The 15,015-nt window shown below is 65.2% G+C and carries 15 protein-coding genes and 2 pseudogenes; 1 reads left to right on the top strand and 16 read right to left on the bottom strand.

Annotation, left to right across the window (positions count from 1 at the left end):
• The first annotated feature begins 32 nt into the window (after positions 1-32).
• Entirely contained in the window at positions 33-440 is a 408-nt protein-coding gene (locus tag ACFOKF_RS00355) for a response regulator (RefSeq protein ID WP_007683354.1), read from the top strand.
• A 62-nt stretch (positions 441-502) separates the two neighbouring features.
• On the opposite strand, the pseudogene ACFOKF_RS00350 reads toward ACFOKF_RS00355, so the two are convergent.
• The 16 genes and pseudogenes from ACFOKF_RS00350 to ACFOKF_RS00275 form a co-directional block, all read right to left on the bottom strand.
• Positions 503-817 (bottom strand): annotated as a pseudogene (locus ACFOKF_RS00350) (CorA family divalent cation transporter); the annotation flags it as partial.
• Positions 818-1,218: 401 nt separating this feature from the next.
• Entirely contained in the window at positions 1,219-1,500 is a 282-nt protein-coding gene (locus ACFOKF_RS00345; RefSeq protein ID WP_004212690.1) for a type II toxin-antitoxin system YafQ family toxin, read from the bottom strand.
• Positions 1,487-1,750 carry a type II toxin-antitoxin system RelB/DinJ family antitoxin gene (locus ACFOKF_RS00340; RefSeq protein WP_004212689.1) on the bottom strand — a complete coding sequence of 88 codons (264 nt, stop codon included), beginning with the start codon at positions 1,748-1,750 and terminating at the stop codon, positions 1,487-1,489. The genes ACFOKF_RS00345 and ACFOKF_RS00340 overlap by 14 nt, the downstream gene beginning before the upstream one ends.
• A 384-nt stretch (positions 1,751-2,134) precedes the next feature.
• Positions 2,135-2,572 carry a DUF411 domain-containing protein gene (locus ACFOKF_RS00335; RefSeq protein ID WP_007683347.1) on the bottom strand — a complete coding sequence of 146 codons (438 nt, stop codon included), beginning with the start codon at positions 2,570-2,572 and terminating at the stop codon, positions 2,135-2,137.
• A gap of 79 nt (positions 2,573-2,651) precedes the next feature.
• Positions 2,652-3,893: an MFS transporter gene (locus tag ACFOKF_RS00330; protein WP_007683345.1), complete on the bottom strand. Its 1,242-nt coding sequence runs from the start codon at positions 3,891-3,893 to the stop codon at positions 2,652-2,654.
• The gene (locus tag ACFOKF_RS00325; protein WP_009823975.1) at positions 3,887-4,873 is read right to left on the bottom strand and encodes a copper resistance protein B; all 987 of its coding nucleotides are present in this window, start codon (positions 4,871-4,873) and stop codon (positions 3,887-3,889) included. The genes ACFOKF_RS00330 and ACFOKF_RS00325 overlap by 7 nt, the downstream gene beginning before the upstream one ends.
• A pseudogene (locus tag ACFOKF_RS00320) lies at positions 4,870-6,575 on the bottom strand (copper resistance system multicopper oxidase). The gene ACFOKF_RS00325 and the pseudogene ACFOKF_RS00320 overlap by 4 nt, the downstream one beginning before the upstream one ends.
• A gap of 25 nt (positions 6,576-6,600) precedes the next feature.
• On the bottom strand, positions 6,601-7,626 hold the full coding sequence (gene adhP / locus ACFOKF_RS00315) for an alcohol dehydrogenase AdhP (RefSeq protein WP_007683342.1): 1,026 nt from the start codon (positions 7,624-7,626) through the stop codon (positions 6,601-6,603).
• Positions 7,627-7,652: 26 nt separating this feature from the next.
• A complete protein-coding gene (locus ACFOKF_RS00310; protein ID WP_007683341.1) occupies positions 7,653-9,173 on the bottom strand; it encodes an aldehyde dehydrogenase family protein in 1,521 nt (506 codons plus the stop codon).
• 442 nt (positions 9,174-9,615) lie between these two features.
• Positions 9,616-10,017, bottom strand: coding sequence for a hypothetical protein (locus ACFOKF_RS00305; RefSeq protein ID WP_013849877.1), 402 nt, complete (start codon positions 10,015-10,017; stop codon positions 9,616-9,618).
• A gap of 333 nt (positions 10,018-10,350) precedes the next feature.
• The gene (locus ACFOKF_RS00300; RefSeq protein ID WP_013039105.1) at positions 10,351-10,641 is read right to left on the bottom strand and encodes a hypothetical protein; all 291 of its coding nucleotides are present in this window, start codon (positions 10,639-10,641) and stop codon (positions 10,351-10,353) included.
• A 131-nt stretch (positions 10,642-10,772) separates the two neighbouring features.
• Positions 10,773-11,213, bottom strand: a complete 441-nt coding sequence (locus ACFOKF_RS00295) for a four-helix bundle copper-binding protein (RefSeq protein WP_007683338.1) — start codon at positions 11,211-11,213, stop codon at positions 10,773-10,775.
• 14 nt (positions 11,214-11,227) lie between these two features.
• Positions 11,228-11,671, bottom strand: coding sequence for a DUF1622 domain-containing protein (locus ACFOKF_RS00290; RefSeq protein WP_007683337.1), 444 nt, complete (start codon positions 11,669-11,671; stop codon positions 11,228-11,230).
• Positions 11,658-12,380, bottom strand: a complete 723-nt coding sequence (locus ACFOKF_RS00285; RefSeq protein ID WP_380792240.1) for a cytochrome C — start codon at positions 12,378-12,380, stop codon at positions 11,658-11,660. The genes ACFOKF_RS00290 and ACFOKF_RS00285 overlap by 14 nt, the downstream gene beginning before the upstream one ends.
• Positions 12,377-13,105: a hypothetical protein gene (locus ACFOKF_RS00280; RefSeq protein ID WP_007406424.1), complete on the bottom strand. Its 729-nt coding sequence runs from the start codon at positions 13,103-13,105 to the stop codon at positions 12,377-12,379. The genes ACFOKF_RS00285 and ACFOKF_RS00280 overlap by 4 nt, the downstream gene beginning before the upstream one ends.
• On the bottom strand, positions 13,105-15,015 hold the full coding sequence (locus ACFOKF_RS00275; RefSeq protein ID WP_013039106.1) for a 2Fe-2S iron-sulfur cluster-binding protein: 1,911 nt from the start codon (positions 15,013-15,015) through the stop codon (positions 13,105-13,107). The genes ACFOKF_RS00280 and ACFOKF_RS00275 overlap by 1 nt, the downstream gene beginning before the upstream one ends.

Raw genomic sequence — 15,015 nt, 5'->3', positions numbered from 1 at the left:
TGCAATCGTCACACGGGTGTCCGCTTCTCGCAATGCCATCGGTCCGTTCCACTCAGCATGATGGCAGATACACCATCCTCGTCTCCGACGACGATCCCGGCGTGCGGCGTGGCCTCCAGCTGCTGCTGAGATCGCGCGGCTATGCCGTGTGGGGATATACGACCGGCCACGCGCTGTTGGCCGACCCCCGCGCGAAGGAGGCAGACTGCGTCATCCTCGACTATCGCATGCCCGACATCGACGGATTCGCGATGCTGCGTCACCTTCGCGAGATCGGATGGTCGGGACGCGCCATCATGATCTCAGGCTTTCACGACACGCTGCTGGCCTGGCGGGCCGCCGAGGCGGGCTTCGATCACGTTCTCGCAAAGCCTTTGATCGGCAGGGCTTTGCTCGATGCGTTGGACCGGCACCGCGCCGAGGTTCTGCGAAAGCATTGAGTTATGGCGGCCGGCCCCCGGCAGCCTCAGCCCGGCGCGATGTGGAAAGCCGATCTGCGCCGTCAAAGCCAGTGGCTACGTTTGAACCGGATGTAGAGCCCAATGCAGACCGCAGCGATGACGCCGAGGATGACGAAATATCCCCATTGCGTCTTCAGTTCGGGCATATTCTCGAAATTCATGCCGTAGATTCCGGCAATCGCGGTAGGCACCGCGAGGATCGCGGCCCAGGCGGCAAGCTGACGCGTGATCGCACCCTGGCGCTGCTGTTCGAGCAGGTGACTCGCCTCCAACACCGAGATCAGGATGTCGCGGATGCCGGTGATGGCGCTCTCAACCCTGAGCATGTGATCGAGCAAATCACGGAAATAGGGTTTCCTTCTCACGATCTGGCTTTTGAGCCATTCGAGCATGGAATCTTTTGCCATCATGGGCGTCGTCGTCGCTCTCGGCAGCATCGTCTACCGGGCCAGCATCCGCCGGTCATCAACGTAGGGGTCACGACGGTGGAGCGAGCGGTCGGCTCTTCAAGCCCAACGCGATCGGCTCATTTCTCGCTCACCAGTCGTGAACTAACGGCAAATTTGTCAGAATTTGAGGGTGAAAGTGATTTATGGCCCTCATTTTTGTTTCAAGCAGCGCCTGCCGAATGCATCTCTGCGATTGATGTCTTCTGCAAAAGCTTGTTGGCATCGGATGCTCGCTGATCACACCTAACCCGTAATCGTGCCTCTGGCTGACATACCCGACAAACGTATAAGCTCGCCATGCGCGGGCGTCACCAACCCAATTCCGCGTGCGATCCCAAGCGCACAAGCTGCAAGGTGTCGTCATCGGGCTTGCGGTAAATCAGCACGAGGTCGGGCTTTATGTGGCAATCGCGATGGTCGCGCCAGTCGCCGGTCAGCGCATGGTCGCGGTGGCGCGGTTCAAGCGGCTCGTCGGATGCCAGCGCCTCGATGATCGGGATCAGGTCAGCGTCCAGCGTCTTGGCGTGCTGCCCCTTCTTCTCCCGCTTGTAGTCGCGCTTGAACCGCCCGAAGCGTTCAATCGTCCGCATTGAGGTCGGCCATCAGGTCGACCACCGTGGCGAACCGCTTGCCCTTTCCCTCGCGCGCTTCCTTCATGGCCTCGATCGTCTCGGCATTGGGCACCAGCGGTTCAAACGGCAAGGCCTTGTCGCGGGCAACGCGGGTCAGCATCAGGCGCACGGCATCGGAGACGGTCAGCCCCATAGCAGCCAGCACGGTCGCGGCTTCCTCCTTCACCGCTCCGTCGATCCGGGTCTGCACAAGAGCGTTTGCGGCCATGTCGATTTCCTTTCTGCATGACGATGTAATGCAAGCGAACGCAAAGTGCAATCAGGCAAAGCCCCGGCTATCGACATGGCGACCGGGCTTCGCGTTTTTCACCTTCAATGCTGTGAGTGCCATCGGTTCGGGGCCCTGATCGGGAATGTTGGGGCCGTTCTCACACTTTCGGTGGGCAAACGGTCCCACAATCGTTCCCACATTTTGGGCCAAATTCAGGCAAATCAGGGAGACGACCGCGAACAACTTACAAGACAAATCGTTGCTTTTTCAGTGTAGGTAGGGGTAGGGACGCCATCAGCTCGCTTGACACAAGGTTCTACACTCGACAGCGGGGTCCTCTACCACCGGGCAATTCTGCAGGATGCTGCAAACCGCGCGATATCAATGGCGGGCGAAAATTCGCTGACCGGCGCTGCCGAAGGCCACCACCGTATAGGGTTGGCGGGCAGCGCCTGCCACTTCCATGCCCTCCGAACCGATCGGCATCCCCGCAACCGCAATGCCTTTGACGCCCGCAGGACGGGTCGCCAGCAAGCGCTTGACGTCGGATATCGGGACATGGCCCTCGATCATATAGCCATCGACGATCGCGCTGTGGCAAGATGCCAGCGTCCGGGGCATGCCGGCCTTGCGCTGAAGCTCGCTGCGCGACGCATCGTCACGCATGACGACCTTGCGTCCCAGCTTCGCGCGCACGGCCTGCGCCCACTTCTCGCAACATCCACATCCCGGATCCCGGTGGACGACGATATCACTGGCCGCAAGCGCTACGCCGGGCATGGCGAGGAACAGCAAGGCGACGAATAGGCGGGTCTTCATGAAATGACTCCCGGAAGAACGATAAGCATGGGGCAGAGGCCCCTTCTTTTCTATACGCATCAATGCGCCCCTCCCCTCATCACGCAGATGATTTTACGATGGCGGGCGGCCTCCAGGCTAGCGGCAGGGACACAAGCAGCGCTAGCGATAGACCACCAATCCCCCACAGAACGAGCGGCTGCGCCCCGGGAGCGACGATGGCTATCGCCAGCGGCGCGAGCGCCTGCCCGATGCTGGCGGCGGAATGCTGGAAACCGAGCTTCACGCCTGAAGGGGCCCCGCCGCCGCTGATCCAGAAGCTGGTGACCAATCGAAGGGTTGCCGAGCTCCAGCCGGCAGCAACGATGATCCCACTGAGCTCGGCCATACTCGCGGCGACAGGAAACATGAAAAGTGCCACAGCCAGCAGGCCCAGCGTCAATCCGGCAAGCCGCCTCGGCACAGTGACCAGCCAATCCAGCTTTGCATGGAAGATCTGTGCCGCCAGCATGCCCAATCCGCAGAGACTGAGCATCCAGGCGATCTCTTCGCGGCTCAGCGAAATGGCGCTCCGCGTCACCAGGAGATTGACATGCATCGCCGCCAGCCCGCCGCCCGCGACGATCGTGATAAAAAGCAGGATCAACGTCGCGCCGAGCGTAGGCGCGGGCAGGTCTCCGCCATCGATGCAAGGTGCACACCAGCGCGGCAGACGCACGGCGCAAAGCGCCGCCCCGACGGCACCGATGCCGAGAGCGAGGATCATGAGGGGAGCGCGGGGCAGGATCGCGGCCGAGACCTCCGCCACCAGCGGACCGGCGAGATCGCCCAGAAACACGAAGGCGGTCAGCCAGGTGAAGCGGCGCGCCTGGTCCGCGCGCCCGCTTGCGGCAAAGCTCGCGCAGAGCAAGCCCAACGGTATGATGGCGGCCGACGCCATCCCCGCCACCAGACGCAATGCATAAAGCTCAGGCAACCCGACGAGGCCGATCGGCGCGGTCACCAGCGCGAGGATGACCAGCGCTGCGCGCAACATCGCCCGATAGTCGACCCGGTCCGCGATCCAGCCCCAGAGCGGCGCCGCCAGCAAGGCTGCCAGGGGATGGACCGCAGTCAGGCTCGCGACGTGAAAATCATGAGCGCTTGACGATAGCGCGCCACGAGCCGGGTCGACCAGTGCCGGAAGGAAGGCGAGAATGGCCGTCTGTCCCGCCGACGCCGCAGCCGCCGCGAGCAACAAGACGAAAAAGGAGGCCGGCCAGCGACCGTTGGCTTGCGATCCAGCCTTGTCACGCGGCGCGTTCGCGGTCGATCCCTCGAGTGGCCATCCGCGGATCACCACCAGGCGCGCAAGCCGATCACCAGCCTGTGTTCGGAAGGCCCTTCCCTGCGCAGGCGACGGAAATCGGCCGTGCCGTCAAATGCGCGCTCCCAGACGAAGCCGATATAGGGCGCGAACTTGCGCGACACCTCGTAGCGCAACCGTCCGCTCAGCTCGACATTGCTGAAGCCGCTGCCGAGCTGCCGATCGCTCGACCGCTTCGAATAGATATTGGTTTCCACCTGCGGCGTAAGGATCAACCGATTGGTGAACAGGACCTCATAGGAGGCCTTGGCGCGCGCCGCGAGACGCCCATCGGTTCCTACATAGCCGGTGAGCTGGACGTCGAACCAATAGGGCGCCAGTCCCTCGACGCCGGCGGCGAGCCAGGTGGTCGCACCCTTGCCGAGATCCTGCCTGACCCCGAGCAGCGTGCCCCAGAACGGGTTCTTGCTGTGCCACCACAGCGCCTCGACGCTGCTCTCCGGATCGAGACGTTGGTCGCGGGAGTTCTTGAGCCCCTGGCTGCGCAGCCAGAGCTTGTCATTGTCCTGACCCTTGGTGACGAGCACGGTCCAGCCCACGCCCTGACCCTCGTTGCCGCTGGTGAACTCGAGCTCATCCACAAGTATCTTGGGGATCGAGAGCTTGTCGGCCATCTCATAGCCCGGCAGCGTCGAGTTGCGATAGCCGTCGGCATAATCGTCCGAGTTGCGCGCGTCCGGCGGGGCCTTGCCACCCTGCATCGAGCCCATGTCCATCGTGGCGCCGTTACCGGACGCCTTCGTGTCGGTCATATCCATGCCCGGCATGTCCATGCCCGCATGCTCCTGAGAGCCTTGCGCGGAAGGTGAGTTTGGATCGGGAGTGGCCGTTTGGGCAGGGGTGGCGGCGGGCGACGGGGGCAAGGCATCCTGCGCGAGGGCGGGAGCCGTGATCGCCGGCGCCAGGAAGAGGGCAACGCCAAGAGCAATGCCGCGCGAGGGGATAATCCGGATCATGCGACCACCACCTCCCGGAACATGCCGGCCGCCATGTGATAGAGCAGATGGCAGTGGAAGGCCCATCGGCCCATGGCGTCGGCGGTGACGCGGAAGCTCACCCGCTGGGCGGGCTGGACCACGACCGTATGCTTGCGGACCTGGAAGGCGCCGTCCGGGCCTTCGACATCGCTCCACATGCCGTGCAGATGCATCGGATGCGCCATCATCGTGTCGTTGACGAAGGTGACGCGCAGCCGCTCGTTCGGCTTGAAATGCAGCGGCCGGGAATCGTTGAGCTTGATGCCGTCGAGCGACCAGATGAACCGTTCCATATTGCCCGTCAGATGCAGCTCGATGTCGCGCTCGGGCTCGCGCGGGTCGGGATCGCCGCCCGGCGTGCGCAGATCGGCCAGCGTCAGCACGCGCCAGCCGCGCCCGCGCAGCCCGGCGCCGGGATCGTCCAGATTGGTGCGGGGATAGTCGACGCGCATGTCGGTATTGGCGCCATATTCGGTGCGGGCGTGCTGTGCCCTGGCCGGCATCTCGGTCATGCCGTGCCCGGCATGCGCGTCGCCTCCCATTGCGCCCATCGTCGCCATCGCGCCCATCATGTCGACCGGCTCGAGCCAGGTCCGGGCATCGAGCGGCGGCACGGCTGCCGCCATGCCCGGAGCCGGTGCGATCGTGCCGCGGGCATAGCCGCTCCGATCGATCGCCTGCGCGAAGATGGTGCGGGCGCCGCCCTCGGGCATGGTGAACTCGACGTCATAGGTCTCGCCCGGGCCGATCCGGAATTCCTCGACCGTGACCGGCTCGACCGGCTGCCCGTCGGCCGATACGACCGTCAGCTCGACCCCCGGGATCCGCACGTCGAAGAACGTCGCCGTCCCCGCGCCGACGAAGCGCAGGCGCACGCGTTCGCCGGGCGCGGCGATACCGGTCCAGTTGCCGGCGGGCGGCGCGCCGTTCATCAGATAGGTGTAGGTCGCGGCAGAGACATCGCTGTAGTCGGTCGGGTTCATCCGCGAGCTGTTCCACATCCGCCGCCGCTCGAGCGCCTTCCCAAGGCCCATGGCGCCGACATCCTTGAGGAAGTCGCCGGCTGTCGGCTGCGCAAAATTATAGTAGCTGCTCTGCTTCTTGAGATTGAGGAAGATCTGCAGCGGCGGCTCGTCCGACCAGTCGCTGAGCACGATGCAATAGTCGCGATCGGGCGCCCGCGCCGCCGGCGCCTGTTTCGGCTCCACGATGATCGCTCCATAGAGTCCCGTCTGCTCGGCGAGCGTGTGAGCGTGATACCAGTAGGTTCCGCTCTGGCGGACCTCGAAGCGATAGGTGAAGGTCTCGCCCGGCGCGATGCCGGCAAAGCTGATGCCGGGCACGCCGTCCATCTCCGCCGGCACGATGATGCCGTGCCAATGGATGCTCGACATCTCCTTGAGGCCGTTGCGCACACGGAGCGTGACCGTGTCGCCTTCGCGCAGGCGCAGGACCGGCGCGGGCACGCTGCCGTTCACGGCGGTCGCGATACGGCGTTTGCCGGTGAAGTTGACTGGCAGCTCGGCGATCTCGAGGTCGAACTCGGTCCCGCTAAGCTCGGCGGGCGAGACTGGGGCGGATCGCGCGAGAAGCGCGGGGCGAAGCCGGCAACCGCGCCGCCGATCGCCAGCCCCTGGACGAAACGGCGCCGTGCGATCGGCCGGATATGTAAGGGAGACATGAACTGTACTTTCGCGAAGTCGGGTTCAGGCGAGGTCGAGGACGATCCGGCCCTCGATGTCGCCATGGTGCATGCGGGAGAAGACGTCGTTGATGTTCTCCAGCTTGTCTGCATGGACCGTGGCCTTGACCTTGCCGTCGCCGGCGAACGCCAGTGCCTCGAGCAGATCGAGCCGCGTGCCGACGATCGAGCCTCGCACGGTAATGCCGTTCAGCACGGTGTCGAAGATCGACAGCGGGAAGTCGCCCGGCGGCAGACCATTGAGCGCGACCGTGCCGCCGCGCCGGACCATGCCGAGCGCCTGCTGGAACGCCTTGGGCGAAACGGCGGTGACGAGCGCTCCGTGCGCGCCGCCTATCGCCTTCTTGAGCGCTGCCGAAGGGTCCTCGCTGTGCGCGTTGACCGTCAGTGTGGCGCCAAGGCGTGTAGCGAGGTCGAGCTTGCTATCGTCGATGTCGACCGCGGCCACATTGAGACCCATGGCACGGGCATATTGCACCGCCATGTGGCCGAGCCCGCCGATCCCTGAGACGACCACCCACTCGCCGGGTCGGGCCTCGGTGGCCTTCAATCCCTTGTAGACGGTGACGCCCGCGCAGAGGATCGGCGCAATGTCGAGGAAGTCGACATTGTCGGGAAGGTGACCAACATAGTTGGGATCGGCGAGGACATATTCGGCAAAGCTGCCATTGACCGAATAGCCGGTGTTCTGCTGTTCGTGGCAAAGCGTCTCCCAGCCACCCAGGCAATGCACGCAATGCCCGCAGGCGGTGTAGAGCCAGGGCACGCCGACCCGGTCGCCTTCCTTCACATGGGTGACGCCCGCACCGACGGCGGCGACATGCCCGACGCCTTCATGGCCAGGAATGAAGGGCGGGTTGGGTTTGACCGGCCAGTCCCCTTCTGCCGCGTGCAGGTCGGTATGGCACACGCCGGTTGCCGCAATCTTGACCAGGATCTGCCCGGGGCCGACCGTCGGGATCGGCGCGTCCTCGATGACCAGGGGCTTGCCGAATTCGCGGACGACCGCCGCCTTCATGGTTTTCGCCATGTCCGTTTCTCCTTTTGAGCGAGGGGTCAGAACAGGCCGAGCGCGTGCTCGTCATAGGAGACGAGCAGGTTCTTGGTCTGCTGATAATGGTCGAGCATCATCCGGTGATTTTCACGCCCGAAGCCCGACGCCTTGTATCCGCCGAAGGCGGCATGGGCGGGGTACTGGTGATAGCAGTTGGTCCAGACCCGCCCGGCCTCGATCGCGCGGCCCAGACGGTAGGCGGTGTTGCCGCTCCGGGTCCAGACGCCCGCGCCAAGACCGTAGGCGGTGTCGTTGGCAAGTGCGATCGCCTCCTCGACCGTCTTGAAGGTGGTGACCGCCAGGACGGGACCGAAGATCTCCTCCTGGAAGATGCGCATGTGGTTCTGACCCACGAACACGGTCGGCTGTACGAAATAGCCCTGGTCGAGCGCACCGCCCGGCAGCGCCTTGGCGCCACCGACCAGACACTGCGCGCCCTCGGCCTTGCCGATATCGATATAGCCCAGGATCTTGTGGAGCTGGTCCTCCGACGCCTGCGCGCCGACCTGGACCGAGGGGTCGAGCGGATCGCCCTGGCGGATCGCGGCGACGCGCGCCACGGCGCGCTCGATGAAGCGATCGAAGATCGACTCATGGATCAGCGCGCGCGACGGGCAGGTGCAGACCTCGCCCTTGTTGAACGCGAACAGCGTGAAGCCTTCGAGCGCCTTGTCGAAGAAGGCATCGTCCTCGTCGAGCACGTCCGCCATGAAGATGTTGGGCGACTTGCCGCCAAGCTCCATCGTCTGGGGGATCAGATGGTCGGCGGCCGCATGCATGATCTGCTTGCCGGTGACGGTCTCGCCGGTGAACGAGACCTTGGCGATGCGCGGATTGGCGGCGATCGCCTGGCCGACGGTCCGTCCCGGGCCGGTGACGACATTGAGCACGCCGGGCGGCAGGATGTCGGCGGTGAGCTCGGCGAACATCAGCAAGGTGAGCGGCGTCTGGGATGCGGGCTTGATGACGGTGCAGTTGCCCGCCGCCAGCGCCGGGGCGATCTTCCACGCCGCCATCAGCAGCGGGAAGTTCCACGGGATGATCTGGCCGACGACGCCAAGCGGCTCGCGAAAATGATAGGCGATGGTGTCGGCATCGATCGTCGAGATCCCGCCTTCCTCGGCCCGGATGCAGCCGGCGAAATAGCGGAAATGGTCGATCGCGAGCGGAACGTCGGCAGCGCGCGTCTCGCGGATCGGCTTGCCGTTGTCGATCGTCTCGGCAAGCGCCAGCAACTCCATATTATCCTCGAGCCGGTCGGCGACGCGATTGAGAATCCTGGCGCGGTCGGCGGGCGAGATCCTTGCCCATTGATCCTTGGCGGCGTGCGCCGCATCGAGCGCGCGCTCGACATCTTCCGGCGTCGACAGCGCAAACTCGGCGATCTGGGCGCCATTGATCGGGCTCGTGTCCGCGAAATACTCGCCGCTCGCTGGAGCGCTCCATCGACCACCGATGAAATTATCATAGCGGTGTCGGAAGGACGCCGCAGCATTGATGGTCCCGATCGCCTTCTCGAACATCGCCTGTCTCCATCTTTACCGATGCCTGATGAAGTAGGCCTTCTGATGAGACGGCCTATAAGTAAGTTCCGCAGACAAAAATCAGGCAGAGTTTTTACGAAGCGCCAGGCTGGACACGCAAAAGAAGCCGATGATTTTCTCATCAGCTCATAGATTATCTCGTCGCCTAAGCAGGCAATGGCTCTCGCCATTCAATCGCGGCGCAGAGGTCACTGAAGTTGATCCGGCCATGCTTGGTCGGACCTCTTAATCGTAAGCGCGGACCCGCAGCTCGGTGCCAACTCCTGGAGCTTTACGCATCGCGGGCTCCTCTCTCTCGCGGTGGACGCCTGCTTCTCGTTATGAAATCCTAGAAACTTGGAACACCTCTTGAAGAACAGGCCCGCCGCGGGGGCAGCGGCGGGCCCTCAGCCCCAGGGGTCTGTTCTCGGGGCTGGAAACCTCACATGTCGCTCATCGGCTTGTCGGCCATAGGCGTGGCCGGTTTCTTCTTGGCGGCCGGCTTTGCCTTTTTCATCGGCATCTTGCAGCAACCGCTCTTGGGCTTGCCAGCCTTGCTCGAACCGCTCCCCTGCGACGAGCCACCAGACATTCCGGCCATGCCCGCAGCGCCCTGCTGGCCTTGCGGCTTCTGCATGCCGGCTTGGTGATCCTGCATCATTTGGTCGTGCATCTGCTGCCCTCCATGATCCATCCCCTGCTGATGGGCATGGGCGGTGGATGGCTTCGGCTGCGCAGGGGCGTGCTGGGGCGCGGCGGGTGCCGATTGCGCCAGACCCGCGCCAGCGAAGTTCAGGGTCGCCAGGCAGCCGATCGCGCCGACTAGAAGTTTCGTCTTTCGCATTGTGGTTCTCCGCATGATGAGTCCTTGCCCGATCGCCGTTTGCGACCGCGACCATACCGACCCCTCATGCGGGCTTGGCCCTTTGGTCTGAATACGTAAGTTACGAATCCGCACTGGATCAGGACTGGCAGGCCCGCGATCTTGCGGGCGAAACCATGGTCCAAGGGTCCAGCGGATTCATGACTGCATCGCATTAAAGCTCGTGCAGACCTTTATTCTGAAACGCAATTGGCCCGCCGGGGAAACGGCGGACCAACGTTGCGGCCCGGTCAAACGATACCAACGCCTTGTATGGTGAGGCTTTGATCAACCGACCTCTGATGGGCTTTTGGTTCAGCACCCCCCGCCCGACCGATGCGACATGTCAGAAGCCCCCTCCTGGCTCCCCGATTCCCGCATGGCCATCCGGTGGCCTCGCATCATCTCACCGTGCATCTGGTCCTTGCCGTGCCGCATGCCCTCCATATGGGCCGTGCCGGACTGAGCCGGCGCAGGCTTGGCCTTGAGCGTCTCCTCGAGATCCGGCATGTCCGACGGCATGCCATCGGCGAGAACAGGCCCGGCACCGAGGGCAAGGAGGCCGAGGGCTGCGAGCGAAGTGATAACTACCGTTTTCTTGCGCACTATCGATTCCTTCAAGTCTGGTTTCCGTTCGACCGGCTTCAGATCCGGTCGTTTCTCGCTCCTCCGGGAGCTTGCCCTTGAGATGGTATCGGTCCTGACCCGGCAGTATACGTAATATGCGAAGCGGGTGGTCAGCCGGTCATGTCCGCCATCATTCGGCAGCTCGCCGCGCATTTCTTGCAGGTGGCCGAGCAACGCGCGATCCGCTGGTCCTCGCTATGACGCCCGCATTCCTCGGCGCAGCGCTCGCAAGCATCGGCGCAGGCGCGGCACAGGATGCGGTGCAGAGCCGATTCCCGCAGCATCGAGTTGGCTGTCGCCTGGCACAGTTCCGCACAGTCGTTCAGCATGGCGATCAACGACGCGCTCGCCAGCGCGCTGCTTTGCTTCGTCAGCCAGGCGGCGGTTTCGAGGCACATGCGGTGTGAAGCCAGGCAATCGTCGATGCAGTCCGTCATCGACATCGCCATCCCTTCCATTCGATGCTGCTGCCCCGCCGCCGGCGCAGCCAGCGTTCCGGCGGCGGCAAGGCCGGCGCCCGCCATCAGCAATTCGCGTCTCTCGATCATCATGCACCCTCCATCGGCTATCCCTTGCGCGGTGTGCCGCATCCGGCGGCCTCAGCCGTCGCCGGCGACCCATCCGACGCCGCACGCGCCTTCTCCCGCGCCATCCGGGTTTCCTCCCAGGGCCAGTGACCGTTGATCTCGACCCCGAGCGAGATGCTCAGGAAGGTCCGCACCAGCACAAGCCCGGCCAGCACGATGAGATCGTCGAGCGTCGGGTTGATCACCAGCGACTTGACGATGTCGCCGGCGACCAGAAATTCCAGGCCGAGCAGGATGCTGCGGCCGAGCGCCGAGCGGAACGTGCTATAGGCCTCGGTTCGGTCGCCCGCCCTCGCCCGCCGCGCAAACAGAAAGGTTGCGAGCCCCGCGCCGACCAGGATGGTCAGCGTGCCCGCCAGTTCCAGGCCGATCACGGCGAGCCGGAAGAAGGCGCTCAGCCAGTCGGCCTCAATGGTGATCATACCAGCCTCGCTTGCGGATATTGTTGAAGCTGTCGGTGGCGTGACAGGCATAGCATTGGTCGACGCGCGCCTTCGATCCGGCTGCGCGCTGCGAGACCATGCTGAAATGCTCCATGAAGTGACTGGGCGGCGCCTTATGGCACTCGGCGCACTGCGTCGAATTGACCGATGGATGGCGGTAATTGGCGATCTTCCAGCTGTCGGTCTTGTGGCAGCTCGCGCAGTCGGTGTCGAACAGGCCCTGGTGCGGATCGCGGAACGCATGGCAGCTCGCGCAATTGAGCGCGGTCTCGGGGGTCAGGCTTCGAGTGTTTGTCGACATGCCCGCCAAAGGCTGCCGCCACTTCGCCATGTCGAGCAACGCGGCGTGATCCATGCGGATGATGCCGCGCTCTCCCTCATGTTCGACGTGGCAGGAGGTGCACTGCGTCGCTTTCGCGTGGAACTGCGTCGACTGCTTCGTCCCGAAATCGGTGCCCGCATGGCAGGTGAGACAGGTCCGGGTTTCGACGCCCTTGCCCGGCGTGTGGCAGGCCGTGCATTGGCCGGCAAAGGACTGGTGCGCGCTCGAGAGCGGGCCGGGCGAGACGAGCTGCGCCACCAGGCCGGCATCCCTCGGCGCGTCCGATCGCATCCGGATCGCGACCGCGGCGACCATCACCAGCAGGGCTGCGATGAAGACGGCGTAGGAAAGACGCTGCCAGCTCATAGCCAGCGCAGCCCGTAATAGATCGCCGCGCCGACGTGGAGCGCGAGCAGCGCGAAGATGAGACAGCCCAGCAGGATGTGCAGGAACCGCCACCGCGCGAACAGGGTGTTGGTTGCCTCTTCGGCACGGATCGCGAATTCGGTATCGGCCAGCGCTGCGGCGATCCCCGCCTTGTCCTGGGGGCGCTGGCCCGCGGACGCATCCCCGGCGACGAACAGATAGCGCTTCCAGCCCGACAGCGGCGGGGCTGCGGTATCGGCCTGCGTCGGCGCCGCCGGCTCCTCGAGGAAGGCGGCGCGAAGCGAGGCCAGTTCTGACCTGCGTCCGCGCAGCGCCCGACCAAGCTGGGCAAGCAGGTAGCGGCCGATGAAGCCGGTGATGACCGTCATCAGCAGGAGGACGGTCAGAAGCAGGCCGACCGGGCTTTCGAGCTTGTGCGCGGCGTGGACCAGACCCAGGATCGGCGCCAGCACGCCGGCATAGATGTGGATGGCGAGCAGGGTTGGCTTGCTGACGACCCGGGAGAGCGCCTTGTCGACCCAGGCGATGTGCTTGGCCGCGACATAAGGAAGCGTCAGCAGCATCAGCACGAGCGCTGCGATCCCGATGATCCCGCCGGCCAGGCTACCCGGAAAGCGGGGCGACACATGCACGAGATAGCCGAACGGGAACAGCAGCAGGAACGCGACCAGCAGGCCCACGGCAATGTCGCTGCGTTCGCGCATCAGGCTTCGACCACGAGCGGCGTGCCCGTCCCCTTCGCCTGGCACGCGAGCACATAGCCTTGCGCCTTGTCGGCGGGCGCAAGGCCGGATTCGACCTCCATCGTCACTTCGCCCTGCAGCAGCTTGACCACGCAGGCGCCGCATGTGCCCGCACGGCATGCATAGGGGATCTCGACGCCCGCGCCCTCGGCCGCCTCCAGCACGGTCTCGTCCGCGGGCAAGGCCGCCGACACCCCCGACACGGAGAAGGTCACCGTGCTCGGCGCCACCTCGGCGCTCGGGGCCGGCTTATCCGCTGGCGGGGGCGCGGGCTTGACCTCGAGATCCTCGTGGTCGGCCGGCAGCGAGGCCGGACCGAACGCCTCGGTGTGCAGCTGCGCGTCGGGGACGCCGAGTTCCGCCAGCACGCCGCGCATCGCGCCCATCATCGCCGGCGGGCCGCACATATGGATGCGCCGGCTCGCGATCTCCGGCACCGCGGCCAGGATCATCTCGCGCGTGATCGGCCCTTCGGGGCCCATCCAGACGGTGCCGGGCGCGCGCTGCATCGCGGCGACGACATGGAGGTTGGGAAAACGGCGTTCGAGCCGCTCGAGCTCGTCGCGGAACACGAATTCCTCGGTCGACCGTGCGCCGTAGAAGAAGAAGATATCACCCTTCCACGCGGTGTCGGTGAGATAGCGCAGCACCGACATCATCGGGGTGATGCCGACCCCGCCCGCGATCAGCACGATGCTCTGGGCATCCGTTCCCGTGAAGGTGAAGGCGCCGAACGGTCCGCTGACCTTCAGCAGATCGTCGGCGACGACCTTGTCGTGCAGGTATCGCGAGACCACGCCCTGCTCCTCGCGCTTGACCGTCAGTTCGACATAGGCCCGCTGGGTCGGCGAAGAGGCGATCGTGTAGGAACGGCGCGCGGTCTTGCCCGCTTCGGGCTCTACCTCGACCTGCAGGAACTGGCCCGGCAGGAAGTCGAACGGCAGCCGGTCGGCGGTCGGGTCCGCGAGCCGGAAGGTCAGCACGCTCGGCGTCTCTCGCACGATCTGGACCACGCGCAGCTGCCCCGCCCAGCTTTTGGGCTTGCGCAGCGACGCCCCAGCGGGTGCGGCCGCATTGCTCGGCGCGAGCCCGGCGCTGTCGGCAACGGGTGCAGGCGCGGGCGCAACCCTGGTAGCGGGAGGGGCAGCCTTCGGCTCCGGCTTTGCTGGAACCTTGGCGGTGGCGACACCGCCGGCGATCGCCCCGATCCGCCGCAGGCGGAAGATCTGCAGCGCGATAAGCGTGGCGCTCACCAGCCCCAGGAACAGCATGAGAAGGAGGTGCGAGGGCGAGATGCCGAACCAGTGATCGGCATGGCCGGGCGCGGCCTGGTCGATGTCGAGCTGATCGCGCAGCCAGGCAAGCCCGACCTCCCGGGGCGGCTGCAAGCCCCCGATCGCGCCCTGCGCGGCGGTGCCGGAGCGGAACAGGTCGGTTCCCTCGCGCAGGCGCCGCGCCGCATCGAGCCGGGCCGAGACCGTGGTCGCACGCGCGCCGTCGGCCGAGGCGGCGTTGATCATCGCCAGACCCGTGCTTACCCGTTCGCCGGCCTGCGCAGCGACCCGCTGCCTTGCCGCTTCGTCAAGCGCGGGAAAGGCGAGCAGCTGCGAGATGAAGCCGGTCCGGCGCGATTCGTGGCCGTGCTCATTCTCCCCTTCCCCATTGATCATGCGATCCATCATGGGGTTCATCATCTTCGCCATGTCCGACGACCCCGGCTCTGCCGGTGCGGACATGCCCCCGCCGGCCGGCATGCCTGCGCCATGATGCGCGGCATGATCCTCGCCCTCCTGCGCGCCCGCGCTCGCGGACAGGCTGAGAGCGATTGCGCAGCCGAGGCTCAAGCGTCGAAGGCTGATCCGCCTGGACAT

Origin of the sequence: Sphingobium rhizovicinum, from assembly GCF_042647625.1 — a bacterium.
GTDB classification, from domain to species: Bacteria; Pseudomonadota; Alphaproteobacteria; order Sphingomonadales; family Sphingomonadaceae; genus Sphingobium; species Sphingobium rhizovicinum.
Note: the sequence above shows the minus strand (reverse complement) of the source record. Positions and strands in the feature narration are given on the sequence as shown.

Coding starts and splice junctions, on each gene's coding strand:
- ACFOKF_RS00335 (WP_007683347.1), bottom strand. CDS start 2,572: ATGAAGACCCGCCTATTCGTCGCCTTGCTGTTCCTCGCCATGCCCGGC.
- ACFOKF_RS00280 (WP_007406424.1), bottom strand. CDS start 13,105: ATGCGCGAACGCAGCGACATTGCCGTGGGCCTGCTGGTCGCGTTCCTG.
- ACFOKF_RS00275 (WP_013039106.1), bottom strand. CDS start 15,015: ATGTCCAGGCGGATCAGCCTTCGACGCTTGAGCCTCGGCTGCGCAATC.
- adhP (WP_007683342.1), bottom strand. CDS start 7,626: ATGGCGAAAACCATGAAGGCGGCGGTCGTCCGCGAATTCGGCAAGCCC.
- ACFOKF_RS00325 (WP_009823975.1), bottom strand. CDS start 4,873: ATGATCCGGATTATCCCCTCGCGCGGCATTGCTCTTGGCGTTGCCCTC.
- ACFOKF_RS00295 (WP_007683338.1), bottom strand. CDS start 11,213: ATGATGATCGAGAGACGCGAATTGCTGATGGCGGGCGCCGGCCTTGCC.
- ACFOKF_RS00305 (WP_013849877.1), bottom strand. CDS start 10,017: ATGCGAAAGACGAAACTTCTAGTCGGCGCGATCGGCTGCCTGGCGACC.
- ACFOKF_RS00310 (WP_007683341.1), bottom strand. CDS start 9,173: ATGTTCGAGAAGGCGATCGGGACCATCAATGCTGCGGCGTCCTTCCGA.
- ACFOKF_RS00355 (WP_007683354.1), top strand. CDS start 33: ATGCCATCGGTCCGTTCCACTCAGCATGATGGCAGATACACCATCCTC.
- ACFOKF_RS00290 (WP_007683337.1), bottom strand. CDS start 11,671: ATGATCACCATTGAGGCCGACTGGCTGAGCGCCTTCTTCCGGCTCGCC.
- ACFOKF_RS00345 (WP_004212690.1), bottom strand. CDS start 1,500: ATGCGGACGATTGAACGCTTCGGGCGGTTCAAGCGCGACTACAAGCGG.
- ACFOKF_RS00285 (WP_380792240.1), bottom strand. CDS start 12,380: ATGAGCTGGCAGCGTCTTTCCTACGCCGTCTTCATCGCAGCCCTGCTG.
- ACFOKF_RS00340 (WP_004212689.1), bottom strand. CDS start 1,750: ATGGCCGCAAACGCTCTTGTGCAGACCCGGATCGACGGAGCGGTGAAG.